The organism is Dactylosporangium sp. NPDC000521, assembly GCF_042898305.1.
Taxonomy (GTDB): domain Bacteria; phylum Actinomycetota; class Actinomycetes; order Mycobacteriales; family Micromonosporaceae; genus Dactylosporangium.
Genome location: NZ_JBIAYW010000014.1, coordinates 103,548 through 124,682 on the forward strand (window position 1 = coordinate 103,548; position 21,135 = coordinate 124,682).

Here is a 21,135-nt window from a genome sequence, read left to right on the forward strand (position 1 = left end):
TCAGAAGCTTCCCAGTGACGTCGGATCGCGTTCGGTTGGCCCGGCGTGCGAGGCTTGGAGTCGTCTGTACGCCAGCAAGCAGTGGAGGACCGGTGACCCAGCCGAGCAACCCCGTCTCGCCGCCAGGTGGGCAGGTCTCGACACCCGCGCAGGACGCGACCGTGCTGGAGCGCGCCCTGTTCGAGGTCAAACGGGTCATCGTCGGCCAGGACCGCATGATCGAGCGGATGTTCGTCTCGCTCCTCGCCCGCGGTCACGTGCTGCTCGAAGGCGTGCCCGGCGTCGCGAAGACCCTCGCCGTGGAGACCCTCGCGCGGGTCGTCGGCGGCACGTTCTCCCGCATCCAGTTCACGCCCGACCTCGTGCCGGCCGACATCGTCGGCACGCGCATCTACCGGCAGTCCAGCGAGAAGTTCGACGTCGAGCTCGGCCCGGTGTTCGTCAACTTCCTGCTCGCCGACGAGATCAACCGCGCCCCCGCGAAGGTGCAGTCCGCGCTGCTGGAGGTCATGGCCGAGCAGCAGGTGTCGGTCGGCGGCGACACGTACGACGTGCCGCGGCCGTTCCTCGTCATGGCCACACAGAACCCGATCGAGCAGGAGGGCGTCTACCCGCTGCCCGAGGCGCAGCGCGACCGCTTCCTGATGAAGATCCAGGTGGGGTACCCCACCGACAGCGAGGAGCGCGAGATCGTCTACCGGGTCAGCGTGAAGACCCCGGAGCCCGTCGCCGTGCTCACCCCGGTCGAGCTCATGGCGCTGCAGGACAAGGCCGACGACGTGTTCGTGCACAACGCACTCGTCGACTACGCCGTGCGGCTCGTCGTGGCCACCCGCGCCCCCGCCGAGCACGGGCTCGCCGACATCGCGCAGCTCATCCAGTACGGTGCGAGCCCCCGCGCCTCGCTCGGCATCGTCCGCGCGTCCCGGGCCCTCGCGCTGCTGCGCGGCCGTGACTACGCGCTGCCGCAGGATGTGCAGGACATCGCGCCCGACATCCTGCGCCACCGGCTCGTGCTGTCGTACGACGCGCTCGCCGACGACGTCCCCGCCGACGACATCGTCAAGCGGGTCCTCGCCGCCGTGCCGCCGCCGACCGTCGCGCCGCGCCAGCAGGCCGGACCGGCCGGACCTGGCGGGCCCGCGGGACCCGGCGGGCCGGCGCCCACGACGATCACCACCTGGCCCGGCCGTTGAAAGGCCGCTGATTCATGCCGACCGACGACGCCCGCGCCGAGGTTGTGCTCAACCGGATGCAGCTGCTCGTCACCCGCAAGCTCGACGGGCTCCTCCAGGGTGACTACCTGGGCCTGCTGCCCGGCCCCGGCACCGAGGCCGGCGAGTCGCGGGAGTACCGGCCGGGCGACGACGTGCGGCGCATGGACTGGCCCGTCACCGCCCGCACGACCCTGCCGCACGTCCGGCAGACCGTCGCCGACCGGGAGCTGGAGACCTGGCTCGCCGTCGACCTGTCCGCGAGCCTCGACTTCGGCACCGCGCGCTACCTCAAGCGCGACCTCGCCATCGCCGCGGCCGCCGCGGTCTCCCATCTGACGGTCCGCGGCGGCAACCGCATCGGCGCCGTCGTCGGCACCGCCGGCGACATGCACCGGATGCCGGCCCGCCCCGGCCGGAAGGACGCGCAGGGGCTGCTGCGGGCGATCGCCATGACGCGGGCGCAGTCGGGCCGCGCCGACCTCGGCGCGCTCATCGACATGCTCAACCGGCCGCCCCGGCGGCGCGGTATGGCGGTCGTCATCTCCGACTTCATGACGCCGGTCAGCCAGTGGTCCCGGCCGCTGCGCAAGCTCGGCGTCCGCCACGACGTCCTCGCCGTGGAGATCGTCGACCCGCGCGAGCTGGAGCTGCCCAACGTCGGCGTGATCGCGCTCGTCGACCCCGAGACCGGCCGCATGCACGAGGTGCAGACCGCCGACCCGAAACTGCGCCACCGCTACGCACACGCGGCGGCCGCCCAGCGCGCCGAGATAGCCTCGGCACTGCGCGGCGCCAACGCCGCGCATCTGAGACTGCGCACCGACTCCGACTGGCTGCTCGACATCGTCCGGTTCGTCGCGGCACAGCGGCACGCCCGGACGAGGGGGACGACCCGATGATCCGTTTGCTGTCACCGTGGTGGCTGCTGTCACTGCTGCCCGTCTTCGCCGTCATCGGCGTGTACATCTGGCGCCAGCTGCACCGGCGCGCCTTCGCCGTGAAGTTCACCAACGTCGACCTGCTCAGCAGCCTGGTGCCCAAGGGCATCGGCGTGCGCCGGCACGTCAGCGCCGCCGCGTTCCTGCTGAGCCTGCTCGTGCTCAGCTTCGGCATGGCCCGGCCGTCGGTCGACACCAAGGAACCCCTCGAGCGGGCCACCATCATGCTCGCCATCGACGTCTCCCTGTCGATGCAGGCGACCGACGTGCAGCCCACCCGCATCGAGGCGGCCAAGTCCGCCGCCACCGACTTCGTCAAGCAGCTCCCGGTGTCGTTCAACGTCGGCCTGGTCTCGTTCGCGAAGACCGCGAGCGTCCTGGTCTCCCCGACGAAGGAGCGCAGCTCGGTGCTCCAGGCGATCGACGGCCTCACCCTGCAGGAGTCGACCGCCACCGGCGAGGCCGTCTTCACCAGCCTCGACGCCATCCGCACCGTCCCCGCCGACGGCGCCTCAGGCCCGCCACCGGCCCGCATCGTCCTGCTCTCCGACGGCTTCCGCACCGCCGGACGCTCCCTCGAGGACGCCTCCGCCGCCGCTTCCGCCGCCAACGTGCCCGTCTCCACCATCGCCTTCGGCACCGACGAGGGCGTGGTCCGCATCGGCAACACCCCGCAGCGGGTCCCGGTGGACCGGGCGTCGCTGCAGAAGGTCGCCGAGACCACCAAGGGCTACTTCTACGAGGCCGCCAGCAAGGAAGAGCTCAAGCGCGTCTACACCGACATGGGCAGCTCGATCGGCTTCAAGACCAAGCCGCGCGAGATCACCCAGTGGTACCTCGGCGGCGGCTTCCTGCTCGCCCTGCTCGCCGGCGGCCTGAGCCTCCTGTGGGGCAGCCGCCTCCCGTAGCCGCTCCGGTGTTCTCCCGTGATCCGGAAGAGTTGTGGTCGTCCTGGCGACGAAAAGTCTTCCGGATCATGGCGGCGACCAAGCCCGCCCACCGGGATGCGCCGCGCCAGCGGTGGGGCGGTGAGCCCATTGCGAAGCAACAGGCGGGAAGCAGCGAAGCAGCAGGCGGGTTAATGCGCCCCGACGAGGTAGAAAAGGGCGGCGACCCAGACTGCGGCCAGGAAGAATCCAATGGGCGCGATGAAGCGGCTCATGACGTGCTCCCAACGGTGCGTCTCTCAACAAGAACGGAGAACAGACACGCGGAGCCGTGACAGGGGAAAAACTACACCCGGTCACGACTGGAAGGATCGCTACTTCGCACAGCGATCACCTCCAGGGAGCAGCAGCCGCACCGGGCGGTCAGCAGAAAACACGCGCAGACGCCGCCATGGTACCGCCACGCCTCATGGCTCACATCAGCCGACCGGCGAGTTGCCGGGTACCCGTCAGTAACACCTAATCTCCGTACAGCTGATCGCAGCGCATCACAGAAGCAGAAAGGCGGCAACGTGGCGAGGACCGTACTGGTCACCGGCGGTAACCGTGGCATCGGGCTGGCAATCGCGCAGGCGTTCGCGGCGCAGGGTGACAAGGTCGCGGTGACGCACCGGGGCTCCGGCGCCCCCGACGGGCTGTTCGGCGTGCAGTGTGACATCACCGACAGCGCCGCCGTCGACGCCGCGTTCACGACGGTGGAGGCCGAGCTCGGCCCAGTCGAGGTGCTCGTCGCCAACGCCGGCATCACCGACGACACGCTGCTGCTGCGGATGAGCGAGGATCAGTTCACCCGGGTGCTCGACACCAACCTCACCGGCTCGTTCCGCTGCGCCAAGCGCGCCACCAGCAAGATGCTGCGGGCGAAGTGGGGCCGGATCATCTTCATCTCCTCCGTCGTCGGCCTGTACGGCGGGCCCGGCCAGGTCAACTACGCCGCCAGCAAGGCCGGTCTGGTCGGCATGGCCCGGTCGATCACCCGCGAGCTCGGCAGCCGCAACATCACCGCCAACGTGGTGGCGCCCGGGTTCATCGAGACGGACATGACCGCCGTGCTGCCCGAGGCGACGCAGGCCGAGTACAAGAAGGCCATCCCGCTCGGCCGGATGGCGAAGCCCGAGGAGGTCGCCGGCGCGGTGACCTGGCTCGCGAGCGACGCCGCCGGATACATCACCGGCGCCGTCATCCCCGTCGACGGCGGCCTGGGCATGGGTCACTGACTTTTCCGGACACAGAGGAGAACCATGAGCGGACTGCTCGAAGGCAAGCGGCTGCTGATCACCGGGATCATCACCGACCAGTCGATCGCCTTCTCCGTCGCCAAGCTCGCCCAGGAGCAGGGCGCGACCGTCGTGCTGACCGGGTTCGGCCGGCTGTCGCTCGTCGAGCGGATCGCGAAGCGGCTGCCGAAGGAGGCGCCGGTCATCGAGCTCGACGTGACCAACCCCGAGCACCTCGCCGGGCTCGCCGACAAGGTCCGGGAGCACGTCGACGGGCTCGACGGCGTGCTGCACTCGATCGGCTTCGCCCCGGCCAGCTGCCTCGGCGGCGGGTTCCTGGACGCGCCGTGGGAGGACGTCGCGACCGCGCTGCACGTGTCGACGTTCTCCTACAAGTCCCTCGCGGTGGCCTGCCTGCCGCTGATGGAGTCCGGCGGCTCGGTCGTCGGCCTGGACTTCGACGCGACGAAGGCGTGGCCCGTGTACGACTGGATGGGCGTCGCCAAGGCCGGCCTCGAGTCGGCGAACCGTTACCTGGCCCGCGACCTCGGCCCGCGCGGCATCCGGGTCAACCTGGTCGCGGCGGGGCCGCTCCGTACCATGGCGGCGAAATCCATCCCGGGCTTCGCCGTGTTCGAGGACTCGTGGGCGAAGACCGCGCCGCTCGGGTGGGACCTCAACGACCAGGTCGCGGCGGCGAAGGCCTGCTGCGCGCTGCTGTCGGACTGGTTCCCCGCGACGACCGGCGAGATCGTGCACGTCGACGGCGGGTACCACGCGGTCGGCTCGTCCTGACCTTGTTGTATGAATGGGGCGTGGCTTATGACGCGTTCCTGCTCGTCTCGTTCGGCGGTCCGGAAGGGCAGGAGGACGTCCTGCCCTTCCTGGAGAACGTGACCCGGGGCCGTGGCATCCCCGCGTCGCGCCTGGAGGCCGTCGCGGAGCACTACCGGCACTTCGGCGGCGTGTCGCCCATCAATGCCCAGAACCGGGCGCTGCTGGAGGCGCTGCGGCCGGCCATCGACCTGCCGCTCTACTGGGGCAACCGCAACTGGCACCCGTTCCTGTCCGACACGGTCGCACAGATGCGCGACGACGGGATCCGGCACGCGCTGGCGTTCGTCACCAGCCCGTTCGGCTCCAACTCCTCGTGCCGCCAGTACCAGGACGACATCGCGAAGGCCCGATCGGTGGTGGGCGAGGGCGCCCCGGTGATCGACAAGATCCGGCACTTCCACGACCACCCGCTCTACATCGAGTCGCACGCCGCCGCCGTACGGGCCGCTCTGGAGTCCCTGCCGTCCCGCCTCGACGCGCGGCTGGTCTTCACGGCGCACTCCATCCCGACCGCGATGAACGCCGCGTCCGGGCCTGGCGGTGTCGGCCGGTACCAGGCGCAACTGCGGGAAACGGCCGCCCTGGTCGCCGCCGCGGCCGCCCCGGAGCTGTCCTGGGACCTGGTCTGGCAGAGCCGCTCCGGCCCGCCGCAGGTGCCGTGGCTCGAGCCCGACGTCAACGACCACCTCACCGATCTCGCCGCGGCAGGTGTACGAGAGGTCGTCGTCAGCCCGATCGGCTTCATCTCCGACCACCTGGAAGTGATCTGGGACCTCGACAACGAGGCGCGTGACACGGCCGCCCGGCTCGGTCTCGCCTTCGCCCGCGCCGCCACCCCCGGCGTCGACCCCCGCTTCGTGACGATGATCCGACAGCTCGTCAATGAACGCGTGCTTGCTCACAGTAACGTTCGTCACGCGCTCGGAACCGTTCCGACCTGGGATTTCTGTCCTGACGACTGCTGCGTGTCACCAAAACGCGTATAGGACCGAAACGTTTCTGAGGGAGCATGTACGCGTGAGAGAACGCAAGCCCATCGAGTCCTGGCTCACCGACATGGACGGGGTCCTCGTGCACGAGGGCGAGCCCGTGCCCGGCGCACCGGAGTTCGTCAACCGGCTGCGCTCGTCCGGTAAGCCGTTCCTGATCCTGACCAACAACTCCATCTACACCGCCCGCGACCTGCAGGCCCGCCTGCGGCGCATCGGCTTCGACGTGCCCGAGTCGGCCATCTGGACCTCGGCCCTGGCCACCGCCCAGTTCCTCGACACGCAGCGCCCCGGCGGCACCGCCTATGTCATCGGCGAGGCCGGCCTGACCACCGCGATGCACGAGGTCGGCTACATCCTCACCGACACCGAGCCCGACTACGTCGTGCTGGGGGAGACGCGCACGTACAGCTTCGAGGCCATAACGCAGGCGATCCGCCTCATCAACGACGGCGCCCGCTTCATCTGCACCAACCCCGACGCCACCGGCCCCTCCAATGAGGGCGCCCTCCCCGCCTGCGGCGCCGTGGCCGCCCTCATCTCGAAGGCGACGGGCATCGAGCCGTACTTCATCGGCAAGCCCAACCCGATGATGATGCGTTCGGCCCTCAACAGCATCGACGCCCACTCCGAGACCACCGCCATGATCGGCGACCGCATGGACACCGACGTCCTGTGCGGCCTCGAGGCGGGCCTGGAGACGATCCTGGTCCTGAGCGGCATCTCGACGGTCTCGGACGTGGAACGCTACCCGTACCGCCCGTCCCGCATCATCCCCTCGGTGGCCCACCTGATCGACGAGGTCTGACCCTCGAGCGCCAACTACGGATGGCGACGACCCGGTGACGACTTTGAAGATCAATTAGGTGGCCTGAGGTACGGTGCTAGTGAAGCGGCCGGCGCACCACCGGGGCCTGCCGTGACCGCTGATACGCCTCGGCGACCGCTTGACGAACCCGGCCAGTCGCCCGGCCCGACCTGACGCGTCCCGGCCCGACGTCACGCGCGACGCACCTGCGCCTGGGCATGCCGCACGAGGCATCGGGTCCGGACGCGGGCTGCGACTGGCCAGGCCTGTGCGTGACGCGCGACGTGTCTGGGGTTTGGGTCCGGGCGTGGGGTGCGATGCGTCGGGCTGTGTGACCTGCGACGTGGGGCCGCGCGCCGTGTCTGGGGTCCGGGTGCGCCGCGCGCCGCGTCGGCCCTGTGCGCGACGCGTGACGTGGAGCCGCGCGACACTCGACCTCAGGCTTGAGCGGCGCACGCTTCGTGATCATGCGATCGCCGACTCATGATCACGGAGGGTCCACCGGTGGCATCCTCGGTGATCCGGAAGACCTGGGCACTCTGCCCTCCTGAGTGTTCGCTCCTGAGTGCTCGAGGTTTACGGGATCACGGGGACAGAGGTTTACGGGATCACGGGGACAAAGGAGCCATCGGCAGGCCGTGCTGAGGCAGCGAGGCCCGCGGGTGGGAATCGGCGTCGTGCGCTGGAGGGCTCGGCGGCCGGGTCGGCGACGGGCGGCAGTGGATCGCGGTGTCGGTGCATCTCGGGCGCGTCGCTGGCTTGGCTGTGCACAGGGGGGTTTGGGGTGATCGGGAAGAGATTGTGCACCCCTGGGTGCCCAGGGTCTACCGGATCATGACGACGTAGAGGGTGACCACCGGATGCGGCGCGCATGCGCGATCCCAGCCAGCGCGGCACGCGCGGCTGTGCGCCGCGGAGCGGCGCATTGGGGTGCGGGTGAGAATCCCCGCCGGGCCCCGGCCGCTTGCGGCTGGGGGGAATTACAGCGCTCAGATCAGGGGGGCGTTGCAGGCGGCTACCAGGGCGCGGCGGCAGGCGGTGGTCAGAGGGCGGAGGGCGGCGTCACGTTGCTGGACCTCGTAGCCGTTGATGGCGCCGCCGGGAGCCGCGTGCTCGGCCAGGGCGAGCACGCGGTCCAGGATGGCCGCGCGGGCGTACAGGCGGCGGGCCCGCGGGTCGTAGCCGGGTGGCAGGTCGGTGGCGCCGTCGGGTTTGCGGAGGGCTTCGATCGCGCCGGCGAGCTCGGGGCGCCACTGGGCGATGTCGAGCTTCGCGAGGGTGCGGGTCGCGGTCGCCAGCTCGGCGGACAGCTCGGCCTCGGCCTCGGCGGTCGAGGGGCCGTCCAGCGGGGGCGGGACGGCCGCGGGTAAGACGAAGACCTGCCAGCGGACGGTCTCGAACTCGTCCCCCGAGCCCGAGGTGTGCAGGCGGACCTCTGGCACGAAGCCGAGGCCGCCCGCGATGACGCCCTCGCCGGCGAGGAGCGCGGCGCCGCTGAAGGGGCCGGGGCCCGGCAGGCCGCGGGGGTCGCCGGGTGCGGGGAGCACCAGGCGGACCTCGTCCGGGTGGAGCTTGGACAGCGCGGTGATCGCATCCACGAGGGATACGTCGGTCCACGTGCCGGGGACGTCGGAGACCATGTGCTCCTCGTCGCCGGAGATCTCGGCGGCGGCGTCGTCGCACGGCACGAGGCCGGCGCGCCACGCCCGGACCCATGCCACGAAACGCGCCGAGCGGCGCGCCTGCAGGGTCGCCGCGCGTGCTGCGGGGGACATGGGAGCAAGGGTACGTGCTGACGTGCCGGTATGTCTCGCAGGCGCTGGGGGCGTCAGCCGATACGCTTGCCGTCCATGGACGTCCTGGCGAACAACGACTGGCGGCGCCGGCGCACAGTCCCGACGGTGGACGCTGAGCTGGACCTCGTCGTGGAGGATGTGGACTCGGGGTTCTGCGGTGCCGTGGTCGGCTACCAGTTCGGCGCGGTGGTGCTGGAGGACCGGCACGGCAAGCGCCGTAACTTCCCGCTGGAGCCGGCCGCGTTCCTGCTGGACGGCGAGCCGGTGACCCTCGTCAAGCCGAGGGCGGCGGTACACCGGCAGCAGCGCACCATCACCAGCTCAGGGTCGATCGCGGTGACCGGGCACACGGCGCGCGTGGCGAGGCGGAGCCGGATCTGGGTCGAGGGCATCCACGACGCGGCGCTCGTCGAGCGCATCTGGGGGCACGACCTGCGCGTCGAGGGAGTCGTCGTCGAGCCCTTGGACGGCATCGACGAGCTTGCCGCGGCCATCGCCGAGTTCCACCCCGGGCCGGTGGCCAGGCTCGGCGTCCTGGTCGACCATCTCGTACCGAACTCCAAGGAAAGCCGAATTGTCGGAAATATCCGGTCGCCTTACGTCCTCGTCACGGGCCACCCGTACGTCGACGTGTGGCAGGCGGTCAGACCGCAGGCCGTCGGCATCCGCGAGTGGCCGGTCGTCCCGCCCGGACAGAACTGGAAGGAAGGCGTCTGCGCACAGCTCGGCGTGGGCGAGCCGGCCGACATGTGGCGCCGCATCCTCGCGTCGGTGTCCAGCTACAAGGACGTCGAGACCCCGCTGATCAACGCCGTGGAGCGCCTCATCGACTTCGTGACCGAGCCCGACGAGGGCATGGACGAGAACGCCTGATCAGAAGCCCAGAGGACGAAGGCGCCGGATCACAAGACCAGGAGACCAGGGCGTCTAACCCAGGGGCCATGGGTCCCGGCTGAAGAGGAACGTCGCGACGTCGAGGCAGACCACCGAGCCGTCCGCGTCGCGCACCACCCGCAGCAGCTCACCGTCGCAGTCCCCGGACAGCCCGCGCCACACGTCCGGCGCGGGCCCGTCCGGCACGAAGCGCCACGGCGTGCCGCCCGTCGTCAGCGGCGTCACGACCAGCTCGCCGCCGGCCCAGCCGACCTCGTGCTCGCGCCCCATCCACCACCACCGGCCGGTCAGCGGCAGGATCTCGGCCGGCGGCTCCTCGCGCGGCCGCCACGGCGCCACGCGCACGGGCTCACGGTCCAGCACCGCGCCGAGGAGGTCCAGCCCGAAGTCGCTGAGGCCGCCCGAGTCGCGGTAGCGCATGGTGTACGCGTTGGCGAACGCCACCACCCCGGTGCGTGACGGCCGGTGTACGGCCAGCACCGCCAGGTAGCCGGGCATCGAGCCGCTGTGGCCGACGAACACCCGCTCGCCGCGCCGCCACAGCTGCAGGCCGAGGCCGTGCCCCGCGGTCCAGCCGTCGAGGTCGCTGAGCACGACCGGCGCGCACATCTCGTCGACGGTCGCCGGCGCGAGCACCGCCGGGTCGGGCTCGGCAAGGAACGCCGCCCAGCGCGCGAGGTCCTCCACCGTCGACCACAGCTGGCCAGCGGGTGCCATCGCGGCCGCGTCGTGCCGCGGCTCCTCCCGCAGTTCATCCAGCCACGGGTGCACGACGTAGCCGCGGGCGAACGGTTCGGCCTCGGCGCAGGTCGTACGGTCGAGCTGGAGCGGGCCGAGGAGCCGCTTCGCGAGCATCGACTGCCAGTCCTCGCCGCCGAGGCGGGCCACCATCGCGCCGAGCAGCCCGTAGGCGAGGTTCGAGTAGTGATACCCGCGCAGCGGCGGGTAGGACACCTTGTCTGCGGTGAGCGTGGACAGGAACGTGTCGACGTCCACCCCGGCGGCGCGCTCCCACCAGTCGCCGTCCGGCTCGCGCTGCACGCCGCCCGCGTGGCCGAGCAGCTGCCGCACGGTGACCGTGCCGACGGGCGTGCCGGGAAGGTGGCGGTAGAGCAGGTCGTCGAGGGCCAGCTTGCCCTCGTCGCGCAGGGCCATGACGAGGGCTGCCGTCATCGTCTTCGTGATCGACCCGATCCGGAACTGCAGCCCGGCGACCGGCCGGTCGAGCCCGGCCGTCGCGACGTGCCGCAGGGCGCCGTCGCGGACCACCCCCGCGGCGAGGACGGGCACCCGGCCACCGGCGTGGGCGTGGGCAACGAGGTCGTCGACGCACGAGACGGTCTCGGGCAGCAACGGCACGGCAGGCCTCCAAGAGGGACGAGCAGGGCGACGAGCAGGGCGACGAAGAGCGGGATGAAGGGAGCGACTGATTCCCCAACTGTGCACCGGGCCGACGCGCACCGCGTATCGACAAGGATTCGGCAAGACGAGTGATCAGACGCGAGCGTTGCGTGCATCGGCGTGACACGATCGAAGCGTGGACCTGTGGCTGATCGTCTGGATCGTCGTCGGCGCCGCGCTCGTCGCGGCGGAGATCTTCACGACCACGTTCATTCTGCTCATGTTCGCGATCGGTGCGTTCGCCGCGGCGGGCGCCGCCGCCCTCGGCGCCGGGGTGCCGGTGCAGGCGGCGGTGTTCGCGGCCGGGTCGGCCCTGTCGTTCCTGGCGGTGCGGCCGACGCTGAAGCGCTACATGCGCCGCGACGTGCGCGACACGCAGATGGGCGTCGAGGCCCTGGAAGGCTCGACGGCACTCGTCATCGAGGCGGTCGACCACGACAGCGGCCAGATCAAGATCGACGGTGAGTTGTGGCGGGCCCGGCCCTACGACGCGACGCAGACGTTCGCGATCGGGGATCGGGTCCGGGTGATCGAGATCAAGGGTGCTACCGCGATGGTGTGGAAGGACTGAGTCACGTGGATCCGAGTGTGTTCCTGGCGGTCATCGTCATCGCCGCGGCCCTCCTGGCGATCGTCACGGTCGTCAAGATGGTCAAGGTCGTGCCGCAGCAGGTCGAGTACGTGGTGGAGCGGCTCGGCAAGTACAGCCGCACGCTGACGCCCGGCCTCAACATCCTGGTGCCGTTCATCGACTCGGTGCGCAACAAGGTCGACAAGCGCGAGGTGGTCGTCAGCTTCCCGCCGCAGCCCGTCATCACCTCCGACAATCTGGTCGTGTCGATCGACACCGTCCTGTACTTCAAGGTCGTCGACTCGGTCCGCGCCACCTACGAGATCTACAGCTACCTGCAGGGCATAGAGCAGCTCACCGTGACGACCCTGCGCAACGTGATCGGCTCCCTCGACCTGGAGAAGGCACTCACCAGCCGCGACGAGATCAACCGCCACCTGTCCGGCGTCCTCGACGAGACCACCGGCCGCTGGGGCATCAAGGTCACCCGGGTGGAGCTGAAGGCGATCGAGCCGCCGCCGAGCATCCGCGACTCGATGGAGAAGCAGATGCGCGCCGAGCGTGACCGCCGCGCCGCGATCCTGCACGCCGAGGGCCTCAAGCAGTCCCAGATCCTCACCGCCGAGGGCGAGAAGCAGGCCGCGGTCCTGCGCGCCGAGGGTGAGCGCCAGTCCCGCATCCTCACCGCCGAGGGGCAGGCGAAGGCGATCCGGACCGTGGTGGACTCGATCCACGCGGCCAACCCGGACTCGAAGGTCATGGCGTACCAGTACCTGCAGTCGCTGCCGCAGATCGCCGCCGGCGAGTCCAACAAGCTGTGGATCCTGCCGGTCGAGCTGACGAGGGCCCTGGAGGGCATCGGCGGCGCCCTGGGCGGCATGGCGCAGCTGTCCGACGCCGCCCGCACCGACCTGGTCGCGCGCAACGCCGGCGAGGAGAAGGAGTCGGAGGACGTCATCGAGGCCCGCCGCTCCGCCGAGGACGCGGCCGCTGCCGCCAACGCGGAGGCCGCCGCGGCCGCCGCCCAGGTGTCCGGCACGCAGGTGACCGCCGCCGAGCTCACCGCCGAGTTCCAGAAAGCGTCCCACGAGCTCGAGCGGTAGCGGCAGAGCGCCAGAAGGCGGCCGCCACGTCGCAGATGCCAGCGGCGGCCGGCCCCTCATGCCGGGCTCGCGGCTGCCGAAGTGCAGTGCATGGTGGCTGGAGGGCGTCGGCGGTCGGCGGGCTGTGCCGCGGCCACCGCCGTCCTGGCCGCCGCGCCGCTGGCGACGTGGAGCGTGGCGGACGCGGCGTTCAGCGGGGCGACCGCCAACCCCGGCAACCGCCTGGCGGTCGGCTCGCTCGCCGCGCCGACGGCACTGACGCTCAGCGCGGCCTGCGCCGGCAGCACGCCCAGCGTCAACGCCGCCTGGACGGCCGGCTCCGGCGGGTCGGCGCCGACCGGGTACCGGCTGCAGCGGCAGCTGTCCGGCGCGACCCAGAACACCGTGCAGACCGCCGCGACCAGCGCCACCGACACCGGCATGGCGAGCGGGCAGACGTACACCTACCGCGTGTTCTCGTACCTGTCGGGCTGGACGTCCGCCGCGGCGACCGGCACGGTCGCGGTGAGCTGCGCCACGAACCTGCTCACCAACCCCGGCTTCGAGTCCGGCTCCGACGCCGCGCCGTGGCGGCTGGACACCAACGGCGCCTTCGCCCAGACGGTCTCCTCGCCGGTGCACCAGGGCGCGGCCGCCGTCCGGGTGCCGGTCAGCATGCAGATCTACACCTCGGTCACGGTCGCGGCGAACACCTCCTACACGTTCTCGACCTGGGCGTACACCGCGCCGGGCACCGGCTCGACGAGCGCGCTGCTGCGGGTGATCAGCGGTGCCGGCCTGTACGGGTCGACCGTGTTGGGCAGCGTCCAGGGCAGCGGCACCGCGGGGTCATGGCACCAGGTGTCGGTGACCTTCAACTCGGGCGCCGCGACGACGGTCACGCTGGCCATCGGCACGGGCGGCGCCACGTACGACGTCTACGCCGACGACATCAGCCTCGCCTGAGCCGCGGCTCAGGTCGGCCGCCCGCGTGCCGACGATCGAGGGTATGACCGCTCTGCATGCCCGGCCCGCCTCCGCCCCCGCGCCGTGGCTCCGGTGGCCGGACTGGCGGGTGCTGGTCCAGCCGGTCGCCGCGGGCGTGCTGGGCTTCGTGTTCAGCATGCTCGCCGTGACCCTGGTGCCGATGGTGCTGGGCTGGTCCTCGTCGGTGGTGCTCAGCGGGTCCATGCAGCCCGCGATCGCGCCGGGCGACGTCGTCATCTGCGCACCGGCCGAGCCCGGCCGCCTCACACCCGGTCACGTCGTGCGCTTCCGGGACCCGGCCCGGGACGGCCGCCACCTGATGCACCGCATCGTCGAGGTCCGCCCCGACCGGACCCTTGTGACCAAGGGCGACGACAACCCGGCCGCGGACAGCACGGTCGTGCCTGCCGGCGACGTGACCGGCGTGGCCCGGCTCCGCGTGCCGTGGGTCGGCCTGCCCGCGCTGTGGTGGCGCGACGGGCAGTACGGCCGGGTCGCGACCCTGGCCACCGCGCTCGCGCTGCTGTGGTGGGCGCGACACACCGAGTCCGGCGAACAGCCTCATGCCCGGCGGTCGTCGGCCGATGCGGAGCCGTTGTACGACTAGGAGGCATCGTGGAGAAGGACTCGAGACTGCGGCGGCGCAGCGGAGGCAGGCGCATCGCATCGCACCGCGCCCGGCGCCGCCCGCGCCGGTCCCCGCTGGCCGGAGCGCTGGCCGTCGCCGCCGCGGTGACGGCGACCGGTGCCGTCGTCTACCAGGCATCGTCGGCCGCGTTCATCACCGCGACGGCGAACCCCGGCAACTCGTTCACCGTCGGCGCTCTGACGCTGACCGACAACGACAGCGACACCGCGATGTTCAACGTTCCCGGCCTGGTCCCCGGGGCCAGCGGCTCCGCGTGCATCACCGTGTCGTGGACCGGCACCGTGACCCCGTCGGCGCCGGTGCAGCTCTACGTCGCCGCCGGGGACGCCACCGACACGCCGGGCAGCGGTGGCGGCGGCACGACACCGTACATCAACTGGAGCGTCGAGAAGGCGGCCGGCTCCGGCATCTTCGGCTCCGGCGCGTCCTGCACCGGCCTGTCCGGCACGACGATCTTCGGCAACACGGCCGACACGGTGATCACCGCCGGGCGCATGCTGTCCGACTTCACCGCGAAGAGCACGTACAGCGCGGCCGGCACCACGAGCGTGTCCTCCGGGTGGACCCCGGCGGCGGGCGTCGCCAGCACGACGGTCTTCCGGTTCAACTACCGGATGGCCACCGACACGCCGAGCTCGGCCATGGGCGCCGTCGCGGTCGTGAAGATCACGTGGGAGGCGCGCAGCTGACCGGCGCTGCCGCCGCACCGACCGCGGTCGCCGGCGGCTACTCGTCGTCGCTTCTCGTCAGCTCCCAGAAGGCGACGGCCGCGGCGTTGGCGACGTTGAGCGAGTCGACGCCCCGGCGCATCGGGATGACGACGCGGGCGTCGCTGGCGTTGAGCGCCGCGGCCGTCAGGCCGGGACCTTCGGCCCCGAGCAGCAGCGCGGGACGGGCTCGTTGCGCCTGCGTGAGGTGGTGGATGGCCACCGCGTCCGCGGCCGGGGTCAGCGCGAGGACGGTGAAGCCGGCCTGCCGCACCTCGGTGAGCGCGCCCGGCCACGGCTCCAGCCGGGCGTAGGGGACCGCGAACACCTCGCCCATGCTGACCCGGACACTGCGCCGGTAGAGAGGGTCGGCACAGGACGGCGACAGCAGGACGGCGTCCATGCCGAGCGCTGCCGCGCTTCTGAACAGCGCACCGAGATTCGTGTGGTTGTTGACGTCCTCGAGGATCGCGACCCGCCGCGCGCTCGCGAGGATGTCCGCCGCGGCGAGGTCCGGTTTGCGGTGGAAGCTCGCCAGCACCCCCCGGTGCACGTGAAACCCGGTGATGGCCTCGAGCGTCGCCTGGTCGCCGGCGTAGACGGGGACGTCGTCGAGCGGGAGGTCGTCGAGCTGGCTGACGCGCTTGCTGTCGATCAGCACGGACCGCAGCCGGTAACCGGCCCGCAGCGCCCGGCGCAGCACCAGCTCACCCTCGGCGATGAACAGCCCGTTGGGCGGCTCCCACCGGGTGCGCAGCTCGACGTCGGTCAGCGCCCGGTAGTCACCGATCCGCTCGTCGTCCTGGTCAATGATCGTTGTCGCGCTCAGCACCCGGTCGATTCTGCCTTGCGCCACGACCCCGCGAGCAGCCGCCGCCACGGTGCGAGGTGGGTGGCCCGGCATGGACGGACGGCCCGACATGTGTCGTTCAGCTAAATGGCGATACGACCAGCGGCGTTCCGAAGTCCTGACGTGGGCCGCGAATGCTCAAGCGGCGGGGTTCCCGGCCGAGTAGACGTGCGTGGACCACTTGACACGACGCACGCTGCTCGGCGCGGCGGCGGCCCTGCCGGCCGCGGGGCTGCTCGCAGGATGCGGCGACAGCGACTCGCCCACGGCCGCCCTCGACCCGTTCGGGATCGCGCCGGAGCGCGCGCTCGAGGTGGTGATCTTCAACGGCGGCTTCGGTGACGACTATGCCAAGGCGCACGAGGCGTTGTACCGCAAACGCTTCCCCCGGGCGCAGATCAAGCACACGTCGACGAAGAAGATCGCCGGTGACCTGCAGGGCCGCTTCGACTCCGGCGACCCGCCCGACGTGGTGAACAACGACGGCGCGGACCAGTTCACGATCGGCGAGCTCGTCAACGACGGTGCCCTGCTGGACCTGACCGAGCTGCTGGACAGCCCGAGCCTTGACGACGCCGGCGTGAAGGTGCGCGACACGCTGCTGCCCGGGACCGTGGAGTCGGGGACGTTCAACGGCAAGGTGTACGGGCTCAACTACATGTACACCGTCTTCGGCCTGTTCTACGACGCCGCCCGCTGGCAGGCGGCCGGCTGGTCGCCGCCGCAGACGTGGGAGCAGTTCCTGGAGCTGGCCCCGAAGATCAAGGCGGCCGGGGTGGCACCGTTCGCGCATGCCGGGAAGTACCCGTACTACATGGGCTGGACCATCGCCGACTGGATCCACAAGGCCGGCGGGGCAGCGGCGGCGGTCGCGATCGACAACCTCGAGCCCGGCGCCTGGCAGCACCCGGCCGTGCTCGCCTCGGTGGAGCTGGCGATCGAACTCGTCGGCCGCGGCTTCGTGCTGGCCGGCAGCGACAAGCTGTCGCACACCGAGTCGCAGCAGGCGCTCATCGACGGCCGGGCGGCGATGCTGCCCTGCGGCACGTGGCTGGAGAACGAGATGAAGGCGACGCTGCCGGCGTCGGTGAAGCTGACGATCGTGCCGGTGTGGAGCGTCGGCGCGGGCGACAAGATGCCCTACGGATCGGCGCGGGCGGGCGCCTCGGGCGCGTTCGCGGTGCCGACGATGGCGAAGAACAAGGCCGGGGGGCTGGAGTACCTGCGCGTCATGCTGTCCAAGGCCGGCGCGGGCCGCTTCAGCGAGCTCACGAACTCCCTGGCCAGCCGGAAGGGCTCGGCCGACGGGGTCGCCGGCTCCAGCGGCCTCGCGTCCGCCAACGCGGTCGTCAAGGGCGCCGGGAACAACCTCATGACCTGGAAGTTCAACGACTGGTACGGCGCGCTGGACAAGGCCTGGCAGGCCACCATCGCCGACGTGATGTCCGGCGCGCTGAAGCGCCCCGCGGACTTCGCGGCCCGGATGCAGGCCGCCGCCGACGGGGTCGCCCGGGACAGCTCCATCACGAAGTTCCGGAGGGACGCCTGATGGGGGGCTTGACCGGGGCACTGCGCGACATCCGCTGGACGATCGGGCGGCGGCTGCTGGCCGGGTTCGCGGTGGCGCTGGTCCTGCTCATCGCCGTGGGCGCGGTGGCGTACCGCAACACGCTGCGGCTCACCGACGACCAGCGTCAGGTCGAGGCGGCGCACACGCTCATGTCGGAGTTCGACGAGCTGTGGAACGCCCTGCAGGCATCCTCCGGCGGCACGCAGGCGTTCCTCGTCTCCGGCGCCGACGCCGACCTGAAAGCGCACCAGCAGGCGCAGGACGCCGCCACCGCGAAGTTCGCCGACCTCGCCCGGCGCTTCGGCACCGACCCGGCCCAGCGCGACCGCATCCGCGAGCTGCGCCCGCTGCTCGACGCGCGGTTCGCGCTCATGGACCGGGTCGTGCAGGCCCGCCAGACCGGCGGCTTCGACGCCGCCCGGGAGGTCGCCGACGCGGACCGGGCCCAGCGGCTCACGACCGGCGTGCAGAGCGTCACCGGCAAGCTCCTCGACGCGCAGCGGCAGCGCATCGCCGCGCTGCAGGCCAGGTCGGACTCCGTCGTCGCCTCGACCGAGCGCACCGTGCTCGGCGGGACGCTCGTCGCCGCGGTGCTGCTGCTGATGGTCTCGCTGTGGCTGACCCGCGGCATCGTCCGCCCGATCAACCTGCTCTCCGAGCGCATCGCCGAGATCGCCGAGGGCGACGGCGACCTGGCCCGCCGCGTCGACGAGACCCGCCGCGACGAGGTCGGCGACCTCGCGAAGCGTTTCAACCGGTTCGCCGACAACATCGCCCGCCTGGTCCGTGAGATCGCCGAGACCGCCGACACGGCCTCGGCGGCGGCGCACGAGCTGTCGGTGATCAGCGCCGGCATGACCATGAACGCCGAGCGCACCCACGCCGAGGCCCAGGCCGCGGCCGGGGCGGCGGAGGAGGTCTCGCAGAGCGTCCACACCGTCTCGGCCAGCGCGAACGAGATGGGCAGCTCGATCAACGAGATCGCCCGCAGCACCGCCGCGGCGAGCACCGCCGGGGCCGACGCCGTCGCCCGCGCCGACGAGGCCACGGCCACCGTCACCCGCCTCGGCGAGTCCTCGGCGGCGATCAACGAGGTCCTGGGCATGATCAGCGCGATCGCCAAGCAGACCAACCTGCTCGCGCTGAACGCCACCATCGAGTCCGCGCGGGCCGGCGTGGCAGGCAAAGGCTTCGGCGTGGTCGCCGACGAGGTGCGCGCCCTGGCGCAGCAGACCGCCGAGGCCACCGAGAACATCACGTCCCGCATCGCCGCCATCCAGCGTGACGTGGCCCGCGCCGTCGAGGCGATCAGCGCGACGGGCGAGGTGATCGGCACCGTGAACGCCTACCAGAGCAGCATCGCCAGCGCCGTCGAGCAGCAGTCGGCGAGCACGTCGAGCATCGGCACGCACATCGGGGGCGCGGCGGACAGCGCCATCAGCATCGCGGGGAGCGTGCGGAGCATCGCCGACATCGCCCAGGTGACGGCGGACGGCATCAGCCAGGTGACGGGCGCCGCCGGCGAGCTGACCCAGGTCTCGACGCGCCTGACCCAACTGGTCGGCCGCTTCCGGACCTGAGTCCCGCCGGCCCGTCTGCCGTCTCACCAGGCAGCTCATGCGCGGCGGCAACGCGAGCGAACCGGCGCGACGGCTACCCGCATCGCGGCTGGGACGCCCGCGCAGGCACGGTTGAGCTCGGATCAGCGCTTACCATCTCCCGCGCCACCAGCGTGGACGCGACCAACCGCTCCGGATCGGCGATCAGCGCGTTCCAGGGCGGAGAACCGTGCGATCGACCCAACTGTGGCGGAGCCAGGTCCTATGTACCGGCTCCGCCATCCGCGCGACCGAGCTGCACCCGCTCGTCTCCGCGGACACTGAGCCCCGTCCGGGCGCGTCGGCCGGCACCCGGGCGAGGGGCGCGGTCCGGGACGGGTTCAGGTACCTCGCCACCCAGCCGGTCGTGCTCGTCACCTTCGCCGTCGCGTTGGTGCTCGGCAGCCTCGGCCGCAACTACCAGGTGACGATGCCGGCGATGAGCGACGGGCCGCTCGCCGCCGGCCCCGCCGGCTACGGCGCCCTGTCCACCGTCTTCGCCGCCGGCACCGTCGCCGGGGCGCTGCTCGCCGGGCGGCGCGCTCCTCCTCGCCGGCGCCGTCGGCGTCCTCACCTGCACGGGCGCGGCGCGGTTCAGCTCCGTGGCCGCGCCCGCCAGCCGTTCGGAGGTCGTCGCCGCGGTGCGTCCCGCGTCACCAGCCGGTCGGGGGCTGCTCCAGGTGGACGACCTTCACCGCGGTGAACTCGTCGAGCAGCTCCGGGCCGTAGCCGAACCCCTGGCCGCTGCCGCGCCGAGGATGGGCCGCGCCGCCCGGGGCACCGCCGAAGACCGCGTTGACCTTGACGGTGCCGACGTCCAGGGTGCGCCAGGCCGTCTGCGCGTGGTGCATCGAGCCGGTCAGAACGGTCGCCGCCAGCCCGTACGCCGAACGGGACGCGCGATCCAGGGCCGCCTCGAACCCGTCGACCACCACCACGGGCGCGACCGGGCCGAACGTCTCCTCGGCGACGACGGCCATCTCGTCCGTGCAGCCGGTCAGCACGGTCGGCGGGTAGTGGGCGCCCGCGCCCGGCGGGATCTCGCCGCCGCACCGGATCTCCGCCCCGGCCGCGACGGCCGCCGTGACCTGGGCGTGGACCTGCTCGCGGTGCCGGGCGTCGACGAGCGGCCCGAGTCGTCCCGCCCACGCGCCCGCCTCGGCGACGAGCGCGTCCACGAACGGCCCGGCGATGTCGCGGTGCACGTAGATCCGCTCGACCGCGACGCAGATCTGCCCGGAGTTCGCGAACGCGCCCAGCGCCGCCTGGCCCGCGGCCCATCCCGGGTCGACACCGGCATCGACGATGAGCGCGTCGCTGCCGCCGTTCTCCAGCAGCACTTTCGCGGCGGTACCGGCGGCGATCGCGCGACCCGCGGCGGTCGAGCCCACGTGCGCGACCACGGCCACGTCCGGGGACGCGGCCAGCGCGGCCCCGGCCCGCCCGTCGCCGGTGACGAGCGACAGCACTCCCTCGGGCAGCGCCGCGGCGAGGACCCGGGTCAGCTCCCAGCCGGTCGCCGGGGTCCGCTCGCTCGGCTTGTACACGACGGTGTTGCCGGTGACGAGCGCGGCGCCGAGCAGGCCGCAGGACACGGCGACCGGGTCGTTCCACGGCGTGATCGCGGCGACGACCCCGCGCGGCTCGCGCACCATCAGGTCGATCGCGCCGGGGTCACCGGCGAGCGTGCGGCCGCCGTGCAGCTGGCCGAGCTCCGCGTACTGCCGCAGGGTCCCCACGCCGGCCTCGACCGACTCGCGGGCGTCGGCGACGGGCTTGCCCATCTCGGCGCGCATGAGCGCGGCCAGCCGGTCGGCGGCGGCCGCCACGGCGTCGGCGGCGCGCCGCAGCGCGGCCGACCGGGCGGCCGGCGCGGTGCGGGCCCAGCGGGGCAGCGCGGCACGGGCGCCCTTCACGGCGGCATCGACGTCGCCGGCGGTCGCCTGCGGTGCCCGGCTCACCTCCGCGCCGTCCACGGGACTCAGCACCGTGAATGTCGTGCTGCCGCTGCCCGGCGTCCACCCGCCGGCGATGTACTGCTCGATCTGCTCCACCCGGGCCGCCCTTCCCCGGCCGG

Annotated in this window: 20 protein-coding genes; 16 read left to right on the forward strand and 4 right to left on the reverse strand. The window is 72.0% G+C overall.

The annotated features are described in order from the left end of the window. The first annotated feature begins 92 nt into the window (after window positions 1-92). From ACFY3L_RS36900 to ACFY3L_RS36930, 7 genes are all read left to right on the forward strand, one after another. Window positions 93-1,196, forward strand: coding sequence for an AAA family ATPase (locus ACFY3L_RS36900; RefSeq protein WP_389335120.1), 1,104 nt, complete (start codon window positions 93-95; stop codon window positions 1,194-1,196). A 14-nt stretch (window positions 1,197-1,210) separates the two neighbouring features. Beyond that, a complete protein-coding gene (locus ACFY3L_RS36905) occupies window positions 1,211-2,116 on the forward strand; it encodes a DUF58 domain-containing protein (RefSeq protein ID WP_389335123.1) in 906 nt (301 codons plus the stop codon). Beyond that, window positions 2,113-3,063 (forward strand): VWA domain-containing protein, encoded by a 951-nt coding sequence (locus ACFY3L_RS36910; protein ID WP_389335126.1) that lies wholly within the window; start codon window positions 2,113-2,115, stop codon window positions 3,061-3,063. The genes ACFY3L_RS36905 and ACFY3L_RS36910 overlap by 4 nt, the downstream gene beginning before the upstream one ends. A gap of 551 nt (window positions 3,064-3,614) precedes the next feature. Next, a complete protein-coding gene (gene fabG, locus ACFY3L_RS36915; protein ID WP_344502936.1) occupies window positions 3,615-4,319 on the forward strand; it encodes a 3-oxoacyl-[acyl-carrier-protein] reductase in 705 nt (234 codons plus the stop codon). Window positions 4,320-4,343: 24 nt separating this feature from the next. Beyond that, on the forward strand, window positions 4,344-5,114 hold the full coding sequence (fabI, locus tag ACFY3L_RS36920; protein WP_389335130.1) for an enoyl-ACP reductase FabI: 771 nt from the start codon (window positions 4,344-4,346) through the stop codon (window positions 5,112-5,114). Window positions 5,115-5,134: 20 nt separating this feature from the next. Further along, entirely contained in the window at window positions 5,135-6,142 is a 1,008-nt protein-coding gene (locus ACFY3L_RS36925; protein WP_389335132.1) for a ferrochelatase, read from the forward strand. 31 nt (window positions 6,143-6,173) lie between these two features. Then, window positions 6,174-6,953 (forward strand): HAD-IIA family hydrolase, encoded by a 780-nt coding sequence (locus tag ACFY3L_RS36930; RefSeq protein ID WP_344502933.1) that lies wholly within the window; start codon window positions 6,174-6,176, stop codon window positions 6,951-6,953. A gap of 989 nt (window positions 6,954-7,942) precedes the next feature. On the opposite strand, the gene ACFY3L_RS36935 is transcribed toward ACFY3L_RS36930, so the two are convergent. Next, entirely contained in the window at window positions 7,943-8,728 is a 786-nt protein-coding gene (locus ACFY3L_RS36935; protein WP_389335135.1) for a hypothetical protein, read from the reverse strand. A gap of 75 nt (window positions 8,729-8,803) precedes the next feature. Here ACFY3L_RS36935 and ACFY3L_RS36940 point away from each other — a divergent pair, with 75 nt between their 5' ends. Beyond that, window positions 8,804-9,622, forward strand: a complete 819-nt coding sequence (locus ACFY3L_RS36940; protein ID WP_389335138.1) for a DUF3097 domain-containing protein — start codon at window positions 8,804-8,806, stop codon at window positions 9,620-9,622. 54 nt (window positions 9,623-9,676) lie between these two features. Here the strand turns inward: ACFY3L_RS36940 and ACFY3L_RS36945 are convergent, their stop codons facing one another. After that, window positions 9,677-11,002 carry a serine hydrolase domain-containing protein gene (locus ACFY3L_RS36945; RefSeq protein WP_389335141.1) on the reverse strand — a complete coding sequence of 442 codons (1,326 nt, stop codon included), beginning with the start codon at window positions 11,000-11,002 and terminating at the stop codon, window positions 9,677-9,679. A 184-nt stretch (window positions 11,003-11,186) separates the two neighbouring features. Between ACFY3L_RS36945 and ACFY3L_RS36950 the strand changes: the two genes are divergently transcribed. The 5 genes from ACFY3L_RS36950 to ACFY3L_RS36970 all read left to right on the forward strand — a co-directional run bounded on the left by ACFY3L_RS36950 (window position 11,187) and on the right by ACFY3L_RS36970 (window position 15,022). After that, a complete protein-coding gene (locus ACFY3L_RS36950; RefSeq protein WP_360566224.1) occupies window positions 11,187-11,615 on the forward strand; it encodes an NfeD family protein in 429 nt (142 codons plus the stop codon). A gap of 5 nt (window positions 11,616-11,620) precedes the next feature. Further along, window positions 11,621-12,718, forward strand: coding sequence for an SPFH domain-containing protein (locus tag ACFY3L_RS36955; protein WP_389335144.1), 1,098 nt, complete (start codon window positions 11,621-11,623; stop codon window positions 12,716-12,718). 90 nt (window positions 12,719-12,808) lie between these two features. Then, the gene (locus ACFY3L_RS36960; RefSeq protein WP_389335147.1) at window positions 12,809-13,663 is read left to right on the forward strand and encodes a carbohydrate binding domain-containing protein; all 855 of its coding nucleotides are present in this window, start codon (window positions 12,809-12,811) and stop codon (window positions 13,661-13,663) included. 43 nt (window positions 13,664-13,706) lie between these two features. Further along, window positions 13,707-14,291 carry a signal peptidase I gene (locus ACFY3L_RS36965; protein WP_389335149.1) on the forward strand — a complete coding sequence of 195 codons (585 nt, stop codon included), beginning with the start codon at window positions 13,707-13,709 and terminating at the stop codon, window positions 14,289-14,291. 8 nt (window positions 14,292-14,299) lie between these two features. Continuing rightward, the gene (locus tag ACFY3L_RS36970; RefSeq protein WP_389335152.1) at window positions 14,300-15,022 is read left to right on the forward strand and encodes a hypothetical protein; all 723 of its coding nucleotides are present in this window, start codon (window positions 14,300-14,302) and stop codon (window positions 15,020-15,022) included. A 37-nt stretch (window positions 15,023-15,059) separates the two neighbouring features. On the opposite strand, the gene ACFY3L_RS36975 is transcribed toward ACFY3L_RS36970, so the two are convergent. Further along, window positions 15,060-15,962: a TrmH family RNA methyltransferase gene (locus ACFY3L_RS36975; RefSeq protein WP_389335155.1), complete on the reverse strand. Its 903-nt coding sequence runs from the start codon at window positions 15,960-15,962 to the stop codon at window positions 15,060-15,062. A 109-nt stretch (window positions 15,963-16,071) separates the two neighbouring features. Here ACFY3L_RS36975 and ngcE point away from each other — a divergent pair, with 109 nt between their 5' ends. The 3 genes from ngcE to ACFY3L_RS36990 all read left to right on the forward strand — a co-directional run bounded on the left by ngcE (window position 16,072) and on the right by ACFY3L_RS36990 (window position 19,761). Then, window positions 16,072-17,439, forward strand: coding sequence for an N-acetylglucosamine/diacetylchitobiose ABC transporter substrate-binding protein (ngcE, locus tag ACFY3L_RS36980; protein WP_389335158.1), 1,368 nt, complete (start codon window positions 16,072-16,074; stop codon window positions 17,437-17,439). Then, window positions 17,439-19,040, forward strand: coding sequence for a methyl-accepting chemotaxis protein (locus tag ACFY3L_RS36985; protein ID WP_389335161.1), 1,602 nt, complete (start codon window positions 17,439-17,441; stop codon window positions 19,038-19,040). The genes ngcE and ACFY3L_RS36985 overlap by 1 nt, the downstream gene beginning before the upstream one ends. A 208-nt stretch (window positions 19,041-19,248) precedes the next feature. After that, window positions 19,249-19,761 carry a hypothetical protein gene (locus ACFY3L_RS36990; RefSeq protein WP_389335164.1) on the forward strand — a complete coding sequence of 171 codons (513 nt, stop codon included), beginning with the start codon at window positions 19,249-19,251 and terminating at the stop codon, window positions 19,759-19,761. Here ACFY3L_RS36990 and ACFY3L_RS36995 read toward each other — a convergent pair. Further along, entirely contained in the window at window positions 19,712-21,112 is a 1,401-nt protein-coding gene (locus ACFY3L_RS36995) for an aldehyde dehydrogenase family protein (protein WP_389335468.1), read from the reverse strand. The two genes, ACFY3L_RS36990 and ACFY3L_RS36995, sit on opposite strands and share 50 nt — an antisense overlap. Between the last annotated feature and the right edge of the window lie 23 nt (window positions 21,113-21,135).

Bases quoted from the DNA above. Each gene is read 5' to 3' on its own strand.
- ACFY3L_RS36905 (WP_389335123.1), top strand. From the start codon at position 1,211: ATGCCGACCGACGACGCCCGCGCCGAGGTTGTGCTCAACCGGATGCAG.
- ACFY3L_RS36975 (WP_389335155.1), bottom strand. From the start codon at position 15,962: ATGTCGGGCCGTCCGTCCATGCCGGGCCACCCACCTCGCACCGTGGCG.
- ACFY3L_RS36935 (WP_389335135.1), bottom strand. From the start codon at position 8,728: ATGTCCCCCGCAGCACGCGCGGCGACCCTGCAGGCGCGCCGCTCGGCG.
- ACFY3L_RS36940 (WP_389335138.1), top strand. From the start codon at position 8,804: ATGGACGTCCTGGCGAACAACGACTGGCGGCGCCGGCGCACAGTCCCG.
- ACFY3L_RS36910 (WP_389335126.1), top strand. From the start codon at position 2,113: ATGATCCGTTTGCTGTCACCGTGGTGGCTGCTGTCACTGCTGCCCGTC.
- ACFY3L_RS36985 (WP_389335161.1), top strand. From the start codon at position 17,439: ATGGGGGGCTTGACCGGGGCACTGCGCGACATCCGCTGGACGATCGGG.
- fabI (WP_389335130.1), top strand. From the start codon at position 4,344: ATGAGCGGACTGCTCGAAGGCAAGCGGCTGCTGATCACCGGGATCATC.
- ACFY3L_RS36960 (WP_389335147.1), top strand. From the start codon at position 12,809: ATGGTGGCTGGAGGGCGTCGGCGGTCGGCGGGCTGTGCCGCGGCCACC.
- ACFY3L_RS36965 (WP_389335149.1), top strand. From the start codon at position 13,707: ATGACCGCTCTGCATGCCCGGCCCGCCTCCGCCCCCGCGCCGTGGCTC.